The 20,177-nt window shown below is 48.7% G+C and carries 13 protein-coding genes and 1 other RNA gene; 6 read left to right on the top strand and 8 right to left on the bottom strand.

What is annotated here, in order from left to right; translation table 11 throughout:
* Positions 1-391: 391 nt before the first annotated feature.
* Complete coding sequence (locus I6G90_RS09135) at positions 392-6,835, top strand: hypothetical protein (protein WP_197930878.1); 6,444 nt, start codon at positions 392-394, stop codon at positions 6,833-6,835.
* Positions 6,828-7,418 carry a hypothetical protein gene (locus tag I6G90_RS09130; protein WP_197930876.1) on the top strand — a complete coding sequence of 197 codons (591 nt, stop codon included), beginning with the start codon at positions 6,828-6,830 and terminating at the stop codon, positions 7,416-7,418. The genes I6G90_RS09135 and I6G90_RS09130 overlap by 8 nt, the downstream gene beginning before the upstream one ends.
* A 110-nt stretch (positions 7,419-7,528) precedes the next feature.
* Here the strand turns inward: I6G90_RS09130 and I6G90_RS21475 are convergent, their stop codons facing one another.
* Together I6G90_RS21475 and I6G90_RS09125 are read right to left on the bottom strand one after the other, a co-directional pair.
* On the bottom strand, positions 7,529-7,954 hold the full coding sequence (locus tag I6G90_RS21475) for a DUF2442 domain-containing protein (RefSeq protein WP_370736841.1): 426 nt from the start codon (positions 7,952-7,954) through the stop codon (positions 7,529-7,531).
* Between the two features lie 137 nt (positions 7,955-8,091).
* Entirely contained in the window at positions 8,092-9,333 is a 1,242-nt protein-coding gene (locus I6G90_RS09125; RefSeq protein ID WP_232254439.1) for a Fic family protein, read from the bottom strand.
* A gap of 195 nt (positions 9,334-9,528) precedes the next feature.
* Between I6G90_RS09125 and I6G90_RS09120 the strand changes: the two genes are divergently transcribed.
* Both I6G90_RS09120 and I6G90_RS09115 read left to right on the top strand, forming a co-directional pair.
* Positions 9,529-10,560, top strand: a complete 1,032-nt coding sequence (locus I6G90_RS09120; protein ID WP_001809438.1) for an IS630-like element ISAhy2 family transposase — start codon at positions 9,529-9,531, stop codon at positions 10,558-10,560.
* A 172-nt stretch (positions 10,561-10,732) separates the two neighbouring features.
* Complete coding sequence (locus I6G90_RS09115; RefSeq protein WP_197930874.1) at positions 10,733-11,863, top strand: hypothetical protein; 1,131 nt, start codon at positions 10,733-10,735, stop codon at positions 11,861-11,863.
* A gap of 130 nt (positions 11,864-11,993) precedes the next feature.
* On the opposite strand, the gene I6G90_RS09110 is transcribed toward I6G90_RS09115, so the two are convergent.
* From I6G90_RS09110 to smpB, 4 genes are all read right to left on the bottom strand, one after another.
* Positions 11,994-12,446, bottom strand: coding sequence for an antitoxin Xre/MbcA/ParS toxin-binding domain-containing protein (locus I6G90_RS09110; RefSeq protein WP_223931102.1), 453 nt, complete (start codon positions 12,444-12,446; stop codon positions 11,994-11,996).
* 216 nt (positions 12,447-12,662) lie between these two features.
* Positions 12,663-13,934, bottom strand: a complete 1,272-nt coding sequence (locus I6G90_RS09105) for an integrase domain-containing protein (RefSeq protein ID WP_104452560.1) — start codon at positions 13,932-13,934, stop codon at positions 12,663-12,665.
* A gap of 172 nt (positions 13,935-14,106) precedes the next feature.
* Positions 14,107-14,466: a transfer-messenger RNA gene (gene ssrA, locus I6G90_RS09100) on the bottom strand.
* A gap of 164 nt (positions 14,467-14,630) precedes the next feature.
* Entirely contained in the window at positions 14,631-15,119 is a 489-nt protein-coding gene (smpB, locus tag I6G90_RS09095) for an SsrA-binding protein SmpB (RefSeq protein ID WP_042062518.1), read from the bottom strand.
* Positions 15,120-15,288: 169 nt separating this feature from the next.
* On the opposite strand from smpB, the gene I6G90_RS09090 reads away from it, so the two are divergent.
* Positions 15,289-15,723 (top strand): SRPBCC family protein, encoded by a 435-nt coding sequence (locus tag I6G90_RS09090; protein WP_042062520.1) that lies wholly within the window; start codon positions 15,289-15,291, stop codon positions 15,721-15,723.
* Positions 15,716-16,063: an RnfH family protein gene (locus tag I6G90_RS09085; protein WP_197930872.1), complete on the top strand. Its 348-nt coding sequence runs from the start codon at positions 15,716-15,718 to the stop codon at positions 16,061-16,063. The genes I6G90_RS09090 and I6G90_RS09085 overlap by 8 nt, the downstream gene beginning before the upstream one ends.
* Positions 16,064-16,161: 98 nt before the next feature.
* Here I6G90_RS09085 and I6G90_RS09080 read toward each other — a convergent pair whose 3' ends face one another.
* Together I6G90_RS09080 and fadE are read right to left on the bottom strand one after the other, a co-directional pair.
* Positions 16,162-17,436, bottom strand: coding sequence for an amidohydrolase (locus I6G90_RS09080; RefSeq protein ID WP_197930870.1), 1,275 nt, complete (start codon positions 17,434-17,436; stop codon positions 16,162-16,164).
* Between the two features lie 179 nt (positions 17,437-17,615).
* Positions 17,616-20,072, bottom strand: a complete 2,457-nt coding sequence (gene fadE, locus I6G90_RS09075) for an acyl-CoA dehydrogenase FadE (RefSeq protein WP_197930869.1) — start codon at positions 20,070-20,072, stop codon at positions 17,616-17,618.
* Positions 20,073-20,177: the final 105 nt, after the last annotated feature.

Genomic DNA, 20,177 nt, shown 5'->3' with positions numbered 1-20,177 from the left:
GAAAGATATGGGACTCGTCCAAAATGCGGCGTAGTGAGCAGGTATTCACTGCGATGCAACCCATCGCTCCAGCATTTACTGCATAACTTTTCACTGATTCGAATGGATATATGTATTGTCGATTGAGTCATGATGCTGGTCAAATACACTATGCGCAAGGTATGGTGTGATAAGCGAATAGCTCGGTGTTGGGCCAGTGCGCCTAAAGATCGGAGATTAAGCTGCGTACCTTGTTAGCGCCCTGCTGGAGTACATGGTGGGGGGCGATTTAGGTGGTGCGTGGTGAAACCGGTATTATGTTGCTCACACCTTAATACGGCGTTATACGTTGGTCAAAATAAGTCGAAATTTGGCCCAAAGTAGACATCAAGTAAGGATCAATGGATAGGACATGAAAGCAGAATATCTAGGTGCTAGAGCCTCTAATACTGGTGATGATTTTCATGAATGGTGGGCACTTCGTTTAGCATTACAACTACTCGAACCAGATACATCGTTGGTTGCTGTAACAGTTGAAGGTGTAAATCTTGATAATGAAGGTGCTCAGGCGTTAACGGAATGGGACTCTGTTGATTGTGGTTTATTTTATGGTGGTCATACATTAGAGCAAGCTGAAAGGGTTGTCATTGAGCAGCTAAAATATTCTTCATCAACGCCAGAAAAAAATTGGACTGTTTCGGAGCTAACAAGCTCAAAGTCGAAGTCTTCAAATAACAGTATTATCAAAGGGCTTGCTGATTCATTTTGTGCCATATTAAATATTAGGCCGGATCTTATTAGTGCTGGCATGCTTACAATAAAGCTGGTCAGTAATCGTTCTATAGGTACAGACCTCCAAAAATCTATCTCCGATGTCAGTAACAAGAAACATGAAATTCTAAGAGTTGCCAGTGGCCTTAATAAGACTAACTTTAAGAAATTCATTAAACTCTTCGACTATTCTGACTGTGGTGCTGGCTCTCGATTTAAGCAGGAAGAAAATGCAATTAATGAGATTTTAGCTCTCACATATAGCGCCGATAGAGGTTTTGTGTTGGAGTTGAAAGATCGTGTTCATAAATTGATGCTGCCAGAAGGTACAGGGAGTTATATCACAAGAGAAACTGTCCTGACATGGATGAATGTATCTGATACTCTTGCTCTATTCCCCTGCCCACCGAGGCTCAAGGTAGTAGAAAAACCAGTTAATAGAAATACTGCTATTGCAATACAAACTGCAATGGTTAATGGTGCTCAATTTATCTGCCTTCATGGCAAAGGGGGGAGTGGTAAGACAACTGTACTAAAACAAGCAGAATTATTATTGCCTGTAGGTTCAGTCATGGTGACATATGACTGTTATGGTGCTGGCACTTATATGGATAGCGAAGCGTATAGGCACAGACCGAAAGATGCTTATTTGCAAATAATCAATGAAACCTCTGCGCGATTACGATTACCTTTGTTGATTAGTCAGGATCCTTCAATTGATTTCCTTAAGGCTTTTTCGTTAAGAATAGAAAGTGCAAGCAAGGTTTTAAAAGCACAAGCAGATGATGCATTGTTAGTTATAGTTATTGATGCTGCGGATAATACAGTTACGGGAGCTAAACAGTGCAAACCAGAAGAAACCAGTTTTGTTCATGAACTTATTAAGATAGGAACTTTACCAAGTAATGTAAGGTTGTTAATTTCCTCTAGAACTGGGCGTTTGGATTCTTTATCTATTCCAGCTAAATATAGCTTAATAGAAATTTCCAACTTCTCACAGGAAGAAACTGCTCTGAATGTACGTAATCGGTATCCCAGAGCAACCAAAACATGGATTGAGGATTTTCATAATTTATCGAACCACAATCCACGAGTACAAAGTTACGCATTCGATTACGCTGGTGCAGACCCGGGTAAGGCTATTGATTTTTTAAGGCCAAATGGCAAGTTGTTGGATCAAATATTTGAATCCAGATTTAAAGAAGCAATTTTGAAAGAAGGTGATTCCGATGTCTTGTCTCTTTTCTGTTCGTCGTTAATAGCATTACCTACACCGGTTCCAAAACAACATTTAGCGAGTGTTGTAGGAATATCGATAGAGAGGGTTAATGATATTATATATGACCTGCCAGGAATGCGTGTTATTGAAGGGAAAGTGGGGTTTCTTGATGAAGATGTTGAATTTTTTGTTAGAGAAAAGGCGAAACCAAAGCTTTTCGAAGCTTATAAACTTTCAGCAGCACATTTCAGTGCAAATCATAAGAGTGATGAGTATTCAGCCATGCATTTGGCTTCCGCACTATTTTTAGCAGGGCAAGGTCATGAAATCATAAAAATCATTGAGGAGAATGAAGCTCCAACAGCTATAAAAGACCAAATAATTCGTCGAGAAGTGCAACGTAAACGGTTGCAACTCGCGATGAAAGTGTGCCGTTCAGCTGGCGAGCCAGCCGACGCAATATTTACCTTATTGGTTGGTGCTGATGCGATAAAAACAGATGATGCAGTAGAAAAAATAATATATGAAAACCCAGATTTATCAGTCCATTTTGCGTCTGATACTGTAGGCAGACATATACTTTACTCATCGAAAACATATAAAAACCATGGTAGGTTTTTGTCGCATATTGTTGCCCGCGATGCAGCCGACAGAGACTTTATCGCTGCCCGCGAAAAGAAACGTATTCTTCGTGAATGGATTAATCGGAGAAGTGAAGATATTCAACGACAAAAATTCGAACAAAGTGATCAACGGTTCCAACATATACATGCGTGGCCATTAGAGCTCGAAGATATTACCGCTATTGCCCATTCTTTGTTGGATATGGATGGCTACCAAGTTGCATACGACTACATTTGCAGTTGGAGACCGAGAAGTCTTCATTATAAAATAGCGATAAAATTATTGGATCGCCTGTTGTTATCAGGAAAGATAGCTACAATTCAAGAGTTTCTGGATAGTGACTGTATTCCAGAACTTTGGTCATCATTGTTCAAAATACCTCTAGCTCTTGTTGCTCATCGTGTCGATTGTGATTCTCTTGAAAAAGCACTATGTAATGACGATGTATTAAAATATTGCGACCTAAGAGAGCTAACAGGGTACACATCTTACAACTCAGAAAGTTTTAGCTACGCGGAGATGTTACTTAGTGGCTGTGAAATTTTAGCTGCTAATGGCGTGGATATATCTTCAGTTGAGCCAATCCTTGAATATCTATGCCCTAATAATTGGCGGTTGGTAAATAGCATCCACATACACGATATTCTTAAAAATGACATCTCTTTTAGAGCTTACTCTTTATTGATGCGTCATCGTGGTGTTGATGTTTCAATTGAGTCATATTGGATTGATTCGCCCACGCCTGAAGATCTTAGCGAAGCCGAAAAAAATAAGAAAAAACAAAAACTATCAGAAAAGCATAGACAGATAAAAGAAAGCCTGTCTGGTTTAATGTCTGTTTATGCTGTTAGAGCTGATGTTTTGCTGTCCAATATCCAGCCTGAAAATGTTGAAGAGAAAGTTAAGTCGGCACTAGATTCATTGTTTGCAAACTCATGGAGGATATCTAGAGAGCACGATTTTGAATCTATATGTAGTCGCCTTTCATTATCGTTAACCAAACTTTATGCTGTGCCTAATATCGATGTCAACACAGTGTTAACTCTAGCTAGGGGAGCATTTAAACAATGGCCGTCAGTGTTTTCACCTGGGCAACTAATGGTTGTTTCAAATTTAATAAAAATATCAGAGCTGAGGCCGATAATTGTTAAGGATATTTACGATCGTTCAGTTGAAATAAAGGAGTTGAAAGCAGCAGCAAGTGAAAAAATTAATATTCTTTTGGACTTGTCTAGAATATTACTGTTTGTGGATAAGGATGAATCAAGAGAGGTATTTAAAATAGCAGTTGATATTGCTAATGACGTTGATGTAGATGCTATGCATGATGTGGCTCTTTTTTCTGCATTATCCAAAAATTCTAAAAATCACTTTTCGCCCACAGATTCGCAGAAAATAGCCAGTCAAATGGCTGCGATAATAAAGGAGTATGGTACTCTTCTTGATGGGTATGATCATTTCCCTTGGCAGGATGCAATTTCTGCTATTGCTATATTGGATATGCCGAAGGCAATCAGCCTTATCGGATATTGGGAAGATTGTAACTTAGTTCAAGCTAGCGAAACTCTCCCTGCATTGATATTTACGGGGATTTCAGAAGGAACTATAAGTTCTACGCAGGCAGCATCATTGCTTAATTTATGTGATCATTTGGATGAGGATCTTGTAGCTAAACTAGTATCAGCAACAAGCGTTCAAGATGCAAGTCAATTGGTAGAAGAAATTTCAAAAGCTGAGTTATTGAATTTTGATCGATTGGGTAGAACTAAAGTATGCCAGGTCCTAAATGAACTGGTTCCGTATGGTGAAAGTAGTAAATATTGGCATTCAGCTCTTAATAAACTGATTGAATTCAAATCTCAAACAAAGACATCTATCAAGGTCAAAAGTGACAATGATAAACCTGATTCAACAACTAAGAAGTTAACGAAATCAGAGTTTTTAGAATGTATAAAATTGGCAGAAATCTCCTTTGAATCACCTGCCGATTTTATGAATTCTGTTCATGCCAAGCAAAATGAAGCCAAGGGTAAAGATTTGTATGTCACGAGCGATGACATATTGAAATATATTGGCAATATTTTGGATTCAAAAAAACGTTGCTTATTTATTAATTTCCTAACCGATGAGCATGTAATTCATGAACTTGGCTATACATGGGCTAAAACGTTAATTAATTGTATTGACTTATGGATAGGATCCTCTCATGCCATATCCACTTGGAAAGTGGAAAATCTGCCAACTTTAATTTCTAATCATTTGGGCGAATTTTCTTATGATGAAGGTTATGGCTACGGCAAAAGAATGCTGAAAGATGTTATTCATAGTCTTAATCTCAGTAAGGAAGAATCGGTAAGAATATTGCTTGATGGCCTAGAAAAAAATTCAGAGTATTTGCCTTTACCTAAGTTATATTCGGTGATTAGTCTATTGACAGATTATTGCGATGAAGGGCAGGTTGCAGATGTAACTATTCGTTATATTCAGCGACTAACTACACGGTTAAAACTTCCGTCGAATAAAATTGGGTCTGAGTGTTCTACTAAATCAGCTTTAGCACGCCAACTCTATTCATTTTTAGGTGATGTAGATACAAGGGTGAGGTGGCGAGCAGCACATTGTATTAGAGCATCTGCCAGATTGGGTGATTTTAGTACAATTATGGAGTTAACCGCATTGTATGAGTGTAAATCTATACCTGGCTATCGCGAAGATAATGCACCTTTCTATTGGTTGGCGGCGCGCCTTTGGCTCATTGTTACATTTGAGAGAATTGCATCCGAGGTACCAGAAGCCATCGCTCCTGTCGCTCGTTGGTTATTGAGCATTGCTACTGACCAAAAATTCCCGCATGTGTTAATACGTCATTTTGCAAAATCCTGTTTGATAAAGCTTCTTGAAAAAGGTTTTATTGTTTTTGATGAAAAGGAAATTTCTTCGGTACTCAGTATTAACACCTCTGACCTAGTTGCAGAGAAATCGAAGCGTAGAGCTTCCCGTAGAGGACTCCACGAAGGGGATAAAGAGAGGCGGTTTAGCTTTGATACGCTAGATACTTTAAGTTATGTATATCCTAGCGCTATAAGGTGCTTCTCTAATGTAGATCAGGACATGTTCCTTGATGAGGCGGAAGTTTGGATTATGGATCGTTGGAAGAGCGGTTCCGATTTATCAAGGTGGGAAAATGAACCAAGAAAATATAAGTTTGAAAAAGCAGACTATAACTTATACAGCCACCGTCACGGTTCAATGCCGACTATAGAGCGCTATAGCTATTACCTAGAGTGGCACGCTATGTGGTGTAGCGTTGGTTCTTTGCTAGCAACGAAAGCGTTAGCTAAGGCGGAGTATGATGACAGCGATTACGGTACACTAGACGGCTTCTTGAAACAAAATGGACTGACCCAGCCTCCTCATTGGTCAAGTGATCTTCGCTGTCCGAAACCCCTAGACTCACGTTTTCACAAATCACCTACTGTCGAGCCCAAGGATTGGATAGGAGTAATAACAGCTGATGATTTTGAGTTGGAGCTCGGTTTAACCTCTGACGATCGCAATCTGGTTGTGCATTCTGATTATGATATTCGTACTAGTAATCATCGCTCAAGTCTGAATATATCCTCTTCTCTTGTTAGTCCTGATACCGGATTGTCCTTGATTAGAGCGCTTCAAACATCCGACGACTCCCACGACTATCGGCTACCACCTGCTGGTCATGACTTTGAGATCGATGATGATCCGTTTATTCTGTGTGGTTGGATTTGTGAACACACTGGTGATGCTCGTTTAGATGAAAATGATGTGTTTAATCATGGTGTCCGTTTAATTGAGTCGACACCATCTGAAAATGTAGTTGAAATGCTTGGATTATACCGTTCGGATAGCTATCCTGTTTGCTGGCTTGACTCCTCTAATGGAGACCGAGTATTTCATTATGAAGCATGGGGTGATATAAGAAATGATTCCAGAGAAGGAGACTACATATATGACGAGGATGTTATCTCCAGTGGTTATCGTCTGAAAATATCACTTCATTATCTGAAGAAGTATCTAGAGAAAGTTAAACTTGATCTTATTCTAGAAGTTGAAATAACCCGAAGGGTAGAAAATAATGGAATTAAAGAGCTTAACGAAGAGTCCGAAAAAAAAGCGCGGTACACAAGAATCTACCTTTTCAGAAGAACTGGAGAAATCTATACCGCTGAAGGACGTGCTGGTACTTGGGCACCATCTTATGACTGAGCTGGGTTTCTCCGATAGTTGCGATACGCTGGGGAAGTGGATGTCACATTATTTAGCCGAAATGATGGATCGGATTGAATGTGAAAATGATGTGAAAAAAAAGGAAAAATACCAGCAGCAAACCGTTGAGTTGATCCTTAAAATATGGGCGCACAGAAGTTCCTTAAATGGACTTGCTTACCCATTAGCAAGATTTAAGGGGATTATAGATATGTTGAGTATACTTTCCCCTGAGGCTAATGTATGGGAGAGAAACAGGCTGGGTAGATATGAATCGCTCGCAGCAGACAGTTTTTCAATGGTCGTTGATTTATATAGAATGTTGCTCTTTATTGATTTTCACCCCCTAAAAATGGCCGAAAACTATCAGGTTCCTTCCTCCGTTTTATCCGATGAAGAACAAAAACTGTATGATTTTTTGAGTGTTTGGGCTGAGGATGAGTTATATTTTCGCGCATCAGACGGTTCATCTTTAGATAAAACGGAGTTCGAAAATATAGCCGGCAATGTATGTAATTTTATTGATAAATTATGTGAGAAGCTGAACGAACTAAAAAGTGAGATATCAGATAATGATGAGTAGAAGAATGCTCGTTATTTCCTATTTTTGACATCACGAGAATGGCACTGGTTGTACAGATCTAGTTATCACCTGACACCGGCCTCAAATTGGTGCGCAGATTGCGCGTTAGTTTAGAACGCCGTGCTCGATACGCCTGATAAAGTCGAGCACAGCCTGGATGTGTTCGGCGTTATCCTGGTAGTTGACTGGACGAATGCCCCAACGGCTATCACGGGTTTCTGCAACCATAGTAGTGCACGTGATACATGGCTATGATGTAATGCTATGGCCGCAGCCATGACAGCGGGGGCTACTGGTGGATCTTGACTGATGAGTGGATGCTGAGCAAGATCCTCAATGTTGGCAAGATGTAGATCAATGTTAAGAGCTGGCCACCGTACTCCGTCATCCCCAAACGGCTCAACACTAAACACCGATGCTACTGGCGCTCCGCTAAACCACGGAGAATGTCTAAATTCCAAAAAATACTTTTTCCCGTCTGCGTACAACCACAGTCCCAGTGGCTCAATGCTCAAAACACTAATCGCTTGGTCCATTGTTTTGCCCCCCAATTTTAACTAGCGCCAAGCATCCTATATAAAGGAGCCAATATGACGGTGTCTAATCACACATGCTTATAATAGGGATGTTTCTAACGATACCTATAAAAATGATTCCATTCTGAGTCCCTTTGTCAGTAATTTGTTAATTTGAGTCTATAACGGGTATTTCTACCGCCTCCACCAGGTTCTTTTTCTAGGCAGTTTTTTTCCAGTAGATCAGTAAGGTGGCGCGTGGCTGTAGATTTGCTCACCTGAGCAATTTTTTGATACTGGCTGGCACTAATGTACGGTAGGCCGTCCTGTGTGTAACCGTCGAGCAAATGGTTCAGGATCTGGATTTGTTCTGTAAATAATGGGTCACTAGCGTGTCGCAGCCAGAAACGGTTCCGGGCCAGAGTATGGGTGCATGATTGTTGGGCCTGTTCCAGCGTGACGTTGAGTGTGTCCAAAAACCAAACCAGCCACTCTGTGACATCCAAGCCTCCTCTCTGAGTCTGCTCCAGAGCGCGATAGTAATCAGCTCGACGCTCGAAAATCACGGTCGACATTGCATACAGACTGATGCTCTGGTTGTCGGCCTGAGAGAGTGCAAGATCGGTGAGGGCTCGGGTGATTCTGCCATTACCGTCATCAAACGGATGTAACGTGACAAACCATATGTGGCAGATGGCCGCCCGAAGCACTGGATCTAGGCTGGGCTCATCGAGACTGCTTCTGAACCAGTCGACAAATGTCGCCAATGCCTCCTCCAGCCCCTCTCGTGGTGGTGCCTCGAAATGCACGGTCAGTCGATCTCGTGCTCCGGATATCACCTGCATCGGCTCATCACCACGCAGCTGGCCAACACGTATCTGATGCGATCTCCGGTCATCTGCGGGAAAAAGCCAGCGATGCCATTGTAGCAGGCGTTCAAGCGTCAACTGCTCATCGCTGCTAATTGCATCCACAATCATCGCGGCCAGTCCCTCGGATCTAACTGAGATAGGGTAGGGGGACTGCTCCACTATCCCGAGGCGACATGCCAGAGATGCACGTAACGACTGAGAGTTCAGTTGTTGATTCTCGATAGCCGAGGACGCGACGACATTGGCCAGCAGCGTATCTAGGGCATGTGTCTGATGCGCCAGTGTTGTGTTGTGAGCTGATAAGTGAAGGCCCTGGAGCAACCCCAGATTACGGTGCACTTGGCGTAGCTTTGGCAGTAACTGCCGGTCTTGCCAGCAAAAATGAGGCCAGTTCTCGTGTTGCCAGATCCAGTCTACGGTCATCGATAATCTCGCTGATTTTGTGTCGCGGGCAAGCAGTGCAATGCCAACAATGAGCCGAATTGACACCACATTCGGCTCGCGATATGAGCCGATAATAGCCCTCATTCGGCTCATTCCACAACTCACAGGGCTGGTCTACTGGGTGTCGGAGAGGCTCGGGGCGAGAATGGACTCTTGGACAGTGCCACTTACTAAATAGCTGTTCCGAATAGTAGATCACCGGAGGAAGGGAACTCAGTCCAGTTTGTGCGATCTGATTAGTCGCTAAACAAAACAAGCCACACCCAAAGGACTGAGTTGATGCCTATCCTACCACCTCTGCCACGACCACAACGGCGCCGCATTCACAAAATCATCCATGCCACCCGTGATAAAGGACATGCTCGTCGCTTGATGGCCATCTTGCTGTTACATGAAGGACGCACGATCACCGATGTTCATCACCTTACCGGCGCTGCGCGCTCGACCATCGGTCGTTGGCTTCGGTGGTATCGAGATGAAGGCATAGATGCGCTAGAAGCCTTACCGGCTGGCCGTGCCCCAGTCTTACCTATCGCCAAGATTGTCACCCTACTGGTGCTGCTCATGCAGTTTTCTCCGCAAGATTTTGGTTATCAGCGCAGCCGTTGGTGTACTGAACTATTGGCTATAAAAATCAATCGGTTAACAGGGCTCAATGTGGCAGCCTCCACGCTCCGCCGATGGTTACCTCGTATGGGCATTGTCTGGCGCCGGCCCGTGCCGACCTTGCGGATAAAAGACCCAGCCTATCAGGAAAAAATGGCGAATATCGACGCCGCGCTGGCCCGCTGTGATGCCGATAATCCGGTGTTTTATGAGGATGAAGTCGATATAGACCTCAATCCCAAATTAGGAGCCGACTGGATGTTCAGAGCGCAGCAAAAGCGGGTTGTCACACCGGGGCAGAATGCCAAGCATTATCTGGCAGGCGTTCTCCACGCAGGCAACGGAAGGGTACTTTACGTCAGCGGGATCAAGAAAAACTCATCGCTGTTTATTGCCATGCTGGAAAAGCTGCGCCACCACTACCGACGAGCCAAAACCATCACGTTGATCCTCGATAACTACATCATTCACAAAAGCAAACAGACCGAGCGATGGTTGAAGAAGAATCCCAAGTTCTGCCTGGTGTTCCAGCCAGTTTACAGCCCTTGGGTTAATCACATAGAACGGCTATGGCACAAGTTACATGAAACCATCACGCGCAATCATCAATGCAGAGGGATGGCAAACCTGCTGGCCCGAGTGAAACACTTCATGGATACCGTGTCTCCTTTCCCGGGGAATGGCTATGGCACAGCGAAGGTGTAGCACTATTGGGATCAGTTATTTAGGTTATGATTTGTCTCGGCTGACCAGCCAGACTTTCGCACGAGTCAAAATGGTTACTACTCTCAAGCCACATGATCTCAACCTCAAATCCTCACCTTGGATGGATTAAACGTGCGATTTATACCCCGGGGTAGGACTAGGAGATTGGATCATGACCATCAAAGCGTTCGTCCACACAACCCAACGTGAGCTCAAAGATGTACTAGGCATCTCCCTCAAACGTAGTCATATCTACGAGATGATTGCTGCGGCCTATGGCTACAGCACTTACGCGTCATTGCAAGCTGATGCGATTCTGCTCAGTAATACGAAATGGCAGGTTGCGTTGGATGTAAGTGCAATTGAGGCTAGAGCTAATATTCTGGGTATTAGTATTCCTGAGCTTGCCGCTCAGAAATTGGCCACATCGTTAGTGCAGGCGGGTATTATAAGCCTACGCGTAAAAGAGATTTTGAGGAATCGCCTAAACGACGATTACATTACTCAGCTTTATATTCAGAGTAATCAACTTCATCCTAATTCGACTACTGCTAGCCGCTTTAGCTCCTCAGACCATTATGCTGGGGAGTTAATGAGTATGTTTAAACAGAATGAATTTAACTCGCCATTAGTACACCAGGGGTTGGTCCAGTTAAGTGCATTTGCAGACCGAAATGCCTCGTCATTTACCGATTTTGAACTTCATCAGAAATTGTACAGAATAGCCAGTGGCTTTAATGGTGCTGATATTAATGCATTAGTTGACACAGATAAAGAACGATACATTTATTGGTATCATCACTTGAAAAAAGCTGCAATGTCATTTGATATGGATGCTGTTTTCGAGTTGGCATCACATGGACTTGATTCCTCTTTATATATTGGCTATATGGGCGGAAGTAAACGTAGTGAATCTATTGCAATCGAATGTGAAACTCGTGGCATGGTGGTGAATGCTTATTATTGGTGGATTGTTAGTGCAATCAATGGTTCTGTTGACGCAATATATAAGCTGGTTAGTGATTATGATAAGGAAAACTCATTCCGGTGTTGGGTATGGATATTTCTTGCTAAAGAGTTAGGGTTTGATTTACTGACGTCGACAGATACAACTACAAGTTATGATATGCACAGTGGCGATGAAAGTTATACTTTCTCATTACCAGGTAAAATTCTTCCTGCATTGACTCCCCCTGACGTGGATACAAGTATATCCAATATGGCTCAACAGTTAGCATATAAGTTGTATGCTCAATATTTAGAAGATGACATTTTTTTTGAAGAGTATACTCATAATGAGTAACAATGATCTTTATAGATGTTTTTACGGAATGCAGGGGGGGACACCCCCCCTTTAGTTATAATAACTCTGGATCTTTTCTCGCAACGCGAGGAAAAACTAAAATTATGGCAGCCAGATGTGTTGTCTTATATTAGTAGACACCATGTTCAATTCGTCCTACTAAGTCTACCACTGCTTGAACTCCTACTGATGTACTCAACAGTTCAGCTGGCATTTTCCCGCCAAGTCCCTTAGCTGGTTGATGTAGCCATGCTATGGATTTGGTATTATCATTTTCATTTAGGGCGCGAGCCGCATCCAGAGCCAATATAACACCATAAACCCTAGAACCTTGTTGAATAGTCAGAGGTGTATTTGTTCTGAGTTTGCGTGAAATAGTATTCTTGCTAATGCCGGTGAGGCGGCATATCGTGCCAACATCGGTCATAACCATTTTAGCGAGCTGAGGAATAGTCTCTGGTGCTACGCCAGCAACAATCCATAGGTGAACTCTCAATAGCTCGCTCGGAATGTTAAGGGCATGTGCAAGTGATCTACTTGTGGTGATGTGAGGACTCATACCATCGTCTGCATAGGTTATCACGTAGCTCTCCTATTTCTATGAGCGATTCTACACCAAGATTTCACCTAGAATAGTTTTGTCGTCTAGAGTGGTGGCAGTCACAGTCAATACAATGTGTCGGTCTGCAAATCTCCATATCTTTGACTTTTGTGAGCTGAATATCGGTAGGTGGATAGGGCCTTCAATATTTCTTTACGTCCAAATTCCATATAGTCCGGGCAATTAGTCAGATGTGGGCTACTCGCCCACAACTGTCAATGCTCTAAAACCGCTAGCCAGAGAGAGGTTCCCTTGGCTAGCCTGTTCAATGTGGTTGCTCCACCACATCATCATTATCACTCGTTGCTCAAAGTAATCTGCACGATTATAGGCACGGCGGATCTCGTTCTCGTCTGCGTGAGACAGTGCTGCCTCGATGGCATCAGGGTTGAATCCCTGTTCGTTTAGAGTGGTGCTACCCAGCGAGCGCAAACCGTGGGCCACCAGTCGTCCGCCATAGCCCAGTCGCTTGAGGGCGGCATTCGCGCTCTGGTCGTTGATGTGGCCGAGTGGATCACGGTAGCCGGGGAACACGAAGGGGCGGTGGCCACTAATCGGTTTCATCCGTTCCAGCAGGGATATTGCTTGTGGTGTCAGAGGGACTCGGTGCGGGCGTTCCTTCTTCATCCGATCTTCAGGGATGTTCCAGACTTTGGCATCGATATCGATCTCATCCCAGCGAGTACCTGCGGATTCGCCTGGGCGAACCAAGGTATGCAAGCTCCATTCAATTTGGCAGCGTGTTGTGAGGTCTAACCTCCCATTTGCAATGTCTGCCATCAGATGTGGCAACTCTGCTGGCTTGAGGGTCGGCATGTGCTTTTTGGTGGGTTTCTTGAATACCTTACGAATGGCAGAGCAAGGATTAGCCTGGAGAAGGCCATGATTGACGCTATAGTCGAGAATTTCGTTAATCCTCTGGCAGAGGCGACGTACAGTCTCATGTTTGCCATCTGCTTCAATTGGGCGAAGAATTTCAATAACTTTAGGCGCACGTATCTGGTCTATGGGCATTGAGCCAATGAAGGGCAACACATAGAGTTCAAGGGAGCGCCACGAATCGGTGGCATAGGCGTCTGTCACATTGTGGCGTTTCAATTCCAGCCATTTGCACGCCATGCGTTCGAACGTGTTAGCACTAGCTTCTTGCTTGGCTTGAGCTGTGGCGATCTGTTCTTCTTTATGGAGCTTGGGATCAATGCCTTGGGCCAGTAGGGTGCGGACTTCTCGCCGCCGCTCTCTAGCAGCGGCAAGGGAGACTTCTGGATAAGTACCAAATCCCATGTTGGTGCGCTTTTTATCGGCTGGTTTTTGGTACTTGAAAACCCATCTTTTCCCTCCGTTAGGCTTAACTCTCAGCTCTAACCCTTCCCCATCAGGCAAGGTTAACTCTTTGATGTCTGCTTTGGCTGTTTTCACTTTAGTGTCAGAAAGCCGGTTTGTTCCTGTCTTACGCGTCTTCTTGTCCATGCCGCCTCTTAGTACCACTGAATTTAGTACCATCGCCCTTGTGGTACTAGTAATGGTACTAAATGAGCTGGTTTCTGGCGACTTCCTCGGACTACTGAGGACAACAAAAAACCCGCAAAGCCTTTGGCAATGCGGGTTTCTGTACTTCTTCGTTCCCGGCCGGAACATGATTTGGTGGAGCTGGGGGGATTTGAACCCCCGTCCAAAATTACTACATCCTTGGTACTACATGCTTAGTCACTCTTTACATTCGCCAACCCGCTGCGGAGAGACACGCCACGAATTGACTAGCTCGATTGGTTTTAATGCTTCCGCCCCGAGCAGGACTTCCACACGATCCTGTGAAGGATGACCTTCCGATTCCCTAGGACACAGGCAAGCTAGGGTAGAAGGGCTCAGCGCAGGTTATTAAGCTGCGAGTGCGTAGTTTTCGTCGTTTGCGACTATTTTTTTGCGGTTTGTTAACGAGGCCTACCGCACCTCGGCATGCACCTTGGGTTTCGTGAATCTTGTCGAATCCAGAATCAGCCCCAAGTTGTCAAAAGTGATTGTACGCAAAAATGTTGTGATAGCAAGGCGTTGATGCCCATTCCCTCTGGCAACCACGCTGTTTGCCGATTTATTGTGCGCAGCTGAGCCAGGGGGCTGCTGCGCAGAGGGAAGGTGAATGGGCGTCTGGAACCGGTGGGCGGCCGATTAGCCGCGATTCTTGTTCTTCATGATGCGGGCTTTTTCCCGATCCCATTCGCGGGCCTTGGTATCTTCACGCTTGTCGTGTTCTTTCTTGCCCTTCACCAGACCAATCTCGACCTTGACCCAGCACTCTTTCCAGTAGAGGGCCAGTGGCACGATGGTGTAACCCTGACGGGCGGTCAGGCTTTCGAGCTTGTCGAGTTCGCGACGGCTCAGCAGCAGTTTGCGGGTCCGGGTCGGGTCACAGACCACATGGCTGGATGCCGCGTTCAGTGGCAGGAAGGTGGAGCCAAACAGGAAGGCTTCTCCTTGCAAGAAGATGACATAGGCTTCGCTGATGTTGGCCTTGCCCGCCCGTAGGGATTTGACTTCCCACCCTTGCAGGGACAGACCGGCTTCCACTCTCTCTTCGATGAAGTATTCGTGGCGGGCGGTTCTGTTGAGTGCAATGGTGCTGGACCCGGCTTTGTTTTTACTGTTTTTTTTGCTCATGACGGGCGATTTCCGGCAATGACTAGGAGGCTCGTATTATACGTAGGCGTGAGCGGCTGTAAAACGCGCAGCAGGTCAAGTGGTGGCTTTGTGAGCGGTTTGGTTGAGGTTTTACCTCCACAACCCGAAACATGGTGATAAAATCGCGCCGATTGGATGAGGAAAAGCCATGCCCCGAATTACGCGCAGTGCCCTGGTGATGTTCAGTGCAGAACAGATGTTCAAGTTGGTTAACGATGTGGATGCCTATCCGCAGTTTTTGCCCGGCTGTGTCGGCAGCCGTGTCCACGAGGCTGGCGATGACTATATGATGGCGTCGGTCGATGTGGCCAAGGCGGGCATCGCCAAGACCTTTACCACCCGCAATCAGCTGGATGTGAACCGTCAGATCAGGATGGAGCTGGTGGATGGCCCGTTCCGCAAGCTAGCGGGTTGGTGGACCTTTACCCCGCTCGATGTGGACGCCTGCAAGGTGGAGTTTGATCTCGATTTCGAATTCACCTCCAAGCTGATCGAGGTGGCGTTCGGTCAGGTGTTCCGCGATCTGGTGAGCTCCATGGTCTCTGCCTTCTCAAACCGCGCCAAGGTGGTTTACGGTGTCTGATCAGCTCAATATCGAAGTCGTTTATGCCTTGCCGCAGCAACAGACGGTGATTGCGCTGCGGGTGGCGCCCGAGACCTGTGTGCAGGCGGCCATCGAGCAGTCCGGCATCGTGCAAAAGCACCCCGAGATCGATCTGGCGGTCAACAAGTTCGGTATCTACAGCCGCCCGGTGAAAGGGAGCGAGCTGCTGCACGATGGCGATCGCATCGAGATCTACCGCCCGCTCATCGCCGATCCGCGCGAGATGCGCAAGAAGCGCGCCGAGAAGGCCAAAGAGGAGGGGCGAGCCGATAGCGTGACCGGTGGCCGACCCGATGTGCATCGCAAGCTCCGCGAGTAGCGCTCAGGTTTTTCTTGCAGAAAAAAGGCGCCGAGGCGCCTTTTTTTGATCCCGTGAGCCGGTCATCTGGTCGAACGGGATATCAAGTGAGGGCCGCGTCAGCCCTGAGCTGGCTCTGTCACGCCCAGCCGGGCGCGTGCCCAGGCTGCCAACAGCTCGACCCCGCTTTGCATCACCCGCTCATCGAAATCGAATTCGTTATGGTGGTGCGGCGCCGCCAGATCGGCCCCCAGGATCAGGTAAGCCGCTTCGCCCCCCTGCTTTTGCACCCGCTCCATCAGAAATCCGGCATCTTCGCTGGCGCCAAAGCGGCGAGTCTGGATGGTGGCGAGCCCCTGCTTGCGGGCCAGCGCCGCCAGCTCGGTCTGTAGCGCCGGGCTGTTGTCGAGCGCGATAGCCTCACCCTGCTTGATGATGCGGTAGGTGACGCCGTGGGCGAGGGCGGTGCCTTCGACGATGCGCTGTACCTGACTGAACATGTAGTCGTTGAGGGTGCTGTCGGCGCCGCGGGTTTCACCGTGCAGCTCGGCATGGTCAGGAATTACGTTGCGCCCGCTGCCGCCGTGGAGCTGGCCGATGTTGATGCGGGTCATGCCATCGCGGTGGCGGGGAATGCCGAGCATGGCGGTGGTGGCCATGCAGGCGGCAGCCAGCGCATTGCTGCCGGCATTGGGCTCGAGACCGGCGTGAGCTGCGGTGCCCATAAAGTGGACGTCGAACTTGGTGGAGCAGAGAAATTCGGTCGGGTTGATCACCAGCTCGCCGCTGCCGGCGTGAATGCCGATATGGAGCGAGAGCAGGGCATCCACGTCATCGAGTGCGCCACCGGCGGCCAGCGCCTTGCCACCGCGACACCCCTCTTCTGCAGGTTGGAAGAAGAGCTTGATGCGACCGCACAGCTGCGCCTTCATCGCCATCAACTGGCTGGCCAGCCCCATGCCGATGGCGGTGTGGCCATCGTGGGCGCAGGCATGCATCCACCCCTTGTTGTGGGAGGCAAAACCCTCTTGCTGCGGCTGGTGCTGTTCGGCGTCGGACTCTTCTACCTCCACCGCGTCGATATCGAAGCGAAAGGCCAGGGTCGGGCCGGGACGGCCGGTATCCAGCTCTCCCATCAGTCCGGTGACATCGCCGATCCGCTCCAGCCAGTCGGGATGGGCTCCCTGACGGCGGGCGCGAGCCTTCTCGGCCGCCACATCCACATCACGGCCCATCATCAGATTGCTGGCCAGCAGCTTGTCGCCGAGCACGATGCGATAACCGAGCTCGCTCAGGTGGTGGGCAATCAGGCTGGTGGTGCGAAACTCTTTCCAGGCGGCTTCCGGCAGGCGGTGCAGGTCGCGGCGCCACAGGATCAGGTGCTCAAGGGTCATCTTGGCTTCCTCGGTGATTCGATTTGTCGGCTATTGTGCCTTTTTTCCCGGCAGACCACACGGGGCCTGCAGCTGGTCGGGGGAGCTTTGAGTGCAAGTAGTGGCAGTGGGGGTCGTGAATGGGGGGGAGCGAGCATAAAAAACGCCCCCACAAGGGAGGCGTTGTCGAGGCGTGGTTATCAGGCCGCGTGATGGTAAGCGGAGGCTTCAAACAGCTTCTTGTTGGCCACCAGATCGATGGGGTCAAAATCATCGACGTTGATGGTGCGCAGGCGACTTACTTCGGCGCGGCGCAGCAGCTCCGCTTCGCTCTGGGTCAGTACGCCAGCGGCCAGGCCAATGTCGGCCACCTTGTCCAGTGCCATGAAGGGGCGCTTGATGCCATCGCTCTTGCAGACTTTCTCGAACAGCGGTTCGGCCGCCAGCACGTCATCGAGCGCTTGCTCCAGCAGCCCGAAGGGGTTGCCCTCTTCGCGGGTCAGATACTGACCTTTGGCCAGACGGCTGCGGGTTTCGCTCGGAGTTTGCAGCAGACGGGCAACCTGTTGATCCAGCTTGTCGCACGGGCGGTTCAGGTCGCGACCGAGCGGCAGCACCACGGCGCGCAGGGCAAGGCCAATCCAGCGGTTCGGGAAGTTGCGCAGCAGCTCGTCGATCGCCTCTTGTGCCTTGAACATGGCATCTTGCAGTGCCCAGTGCAGCAGCGGCAGGTCGGCCTGCTGGCGTCCCTCATCCTGATAGCGCTTAAGGGCGCTGGAGGCCAGATAGAGCTGGCTCAGCACGTCGCCGAGGCGGGCGGAGACCCGCTCCTTGCGCTTGAGCTCGCCACCCAGAGTACCCATCGCCATGTCTGACAGGAACGCCAGGTTAGCCGAGAGGCGGGAGAGCTGCTGGTAGTAGCCCTTGGTCTGATCCTTGTACGGGGCCGCGGCAAAGCGGGCGCCGGTCACACCCAGCCAGAAGCTGCGCACCAGGTTGCTGATGGCAAAGCCGACGTGGCTGAACACCGCCTTGTCGAAATCCTTCAGCGCTTGCTCCTTGTCGGGGTGGCTGGCGGCCAGCATCTCCGGCAGTACATACGGGTGGCAGCGGATAGCGCCCTGACCGTAGATGATCATGCTGCGGGTCAGGATGTTGGCCCCTTCCACCGTGACGGCGATGGGCGCACCCTGATAGCCACGGGCCAGATAGTTGTTGGGGCCCATGCAGATCGCCTTGCCGCCGTGGATGTCCATGGCATCGATGATGCACTTCTGGGCTCGGTCGGTGAGGTGGTATTTGACGATGGCGGAGATGACCGAGGGCTTCTCGCCCAGGTCAATACCGGTCACGGTCAGGTTCGCTGCGGCACCCATAATGTAGGCGTTGCCACCGATGCGGGCCAGCGGCTCTTCAATCCCTTCCATCTTGCCGATAGGCAGTTTGAACTGACGGCGGATGCGGCTATAGGCGCCGCTCGCCAGGGCCAGCATCTTGACGCCACCGGTACTGTTGGAGGGCAGGGTGATGCCGCGACCGACCGACAGACACTCGACCAGCATGCGCCAGCCCTGACCGGCCATGGTCGGGCCACCGATGATGAAATCGAGCGGGACGAATACATCCTTGCCCTGGGTCGGGCCGTTCTGGAACGGCACGTTGAGCGGGAAGTGGCGACGACCAATGCCGACACCCTTGATGTGGGTCGGGATCAGCGCGCAGGTGATGCCGAGCTCTTCCTCGTCACCCAGCAGGTGTTCCGGGTCACGCAGTTTGAAGGCGAGGCCCAGTACGGTGGCGATAGGTGCCAAGGTGATATAGCGCTTGTTCCAGGTCAGGCGCATGCCGAGCACTTCTTTGCCTTCCCATTCGCCTTTGGCGATGATACCGAAGTCGGGGATGGATCCGGCGTCAGAACCCGCCTCCGGGCTGGTCAGGGCGAAGCAGGGGATCTCTTTACCTACCGCCAGGCGGGGCAGGTAGTAATCTTTCTGCTCGTCAGTGCCATAGTGCTGCAGCAGTTCGCCCGGGCCCAGTGAGTTGGGTACACCAACGGTGGAGGCGAGCACGGCGCTGGCGCCGCAAAGCTTTTGCAGTACGCAGGACTGGGCGTAGGCAGAGAACTCCAGACCGCCATATTTCTTCTTGATGATCATCGCGAAGAACTTGTTGTCCTTCAGGTATTGCCACACCTCGGGGGAGAGATCCGCGCGCTCGTGGGTCACTTCCCAGTCGCTCACCATGCGGCACACTTCCTCGACCGGACCATCCATAAAGGCCTGCTCTTCGGCAGAGAGAGTGCTGACCGGAATGGCGTGCAGTTTTTTCCAGTCCGGGTTGCCGGCGAACAAATCGGCCTCCCACCAGGTGGTGCCCGCTTCAATTGCCTCTTTCTCGGTGCGCGACATCTCCGGCATGATCGATTTGTAGATCTTGAACAGTGGCTTGGTTATTTGATTGCGGCGAAATTCCACCAGATTGAGCGGGATGGCGATCACCGCGAACAGCGCCCAGACCAGCAAGGGCACATGACCATAGATGGCGCCAAGCACCAGGGCGGCGCCGGTGACCAGGGTGGAGATGAACAGGGATGCCCGGCGATAGGCCAGGGCTCCGATAACCAGGATCACCCCGAGCAGAGTGAGGGTCGTCGTCATTGCTTGCTCCTTGCGTGGTTAGGTTGCCAACGTGGCGTAACTGATCCAGAGGTCTGACCTGTTGGATATGGCCCCTGTTGTAATTCATACGCACAAAGTTATCAA

It is taken from the genome of Aeromonas allosaccharophila (assembly GCF_016026615.1).
GTDB lineage: Bacteria > Pseudomonadota > Gammaproteobacteria > Enterobacterales > Aeromonadaceae > Aeromonas > Aeromonas allosaccharophila.
Note: the sequence above shows the minus strand (reverse complement) of the source record. Positions and strands in the feature narration are given on the sequence as shown.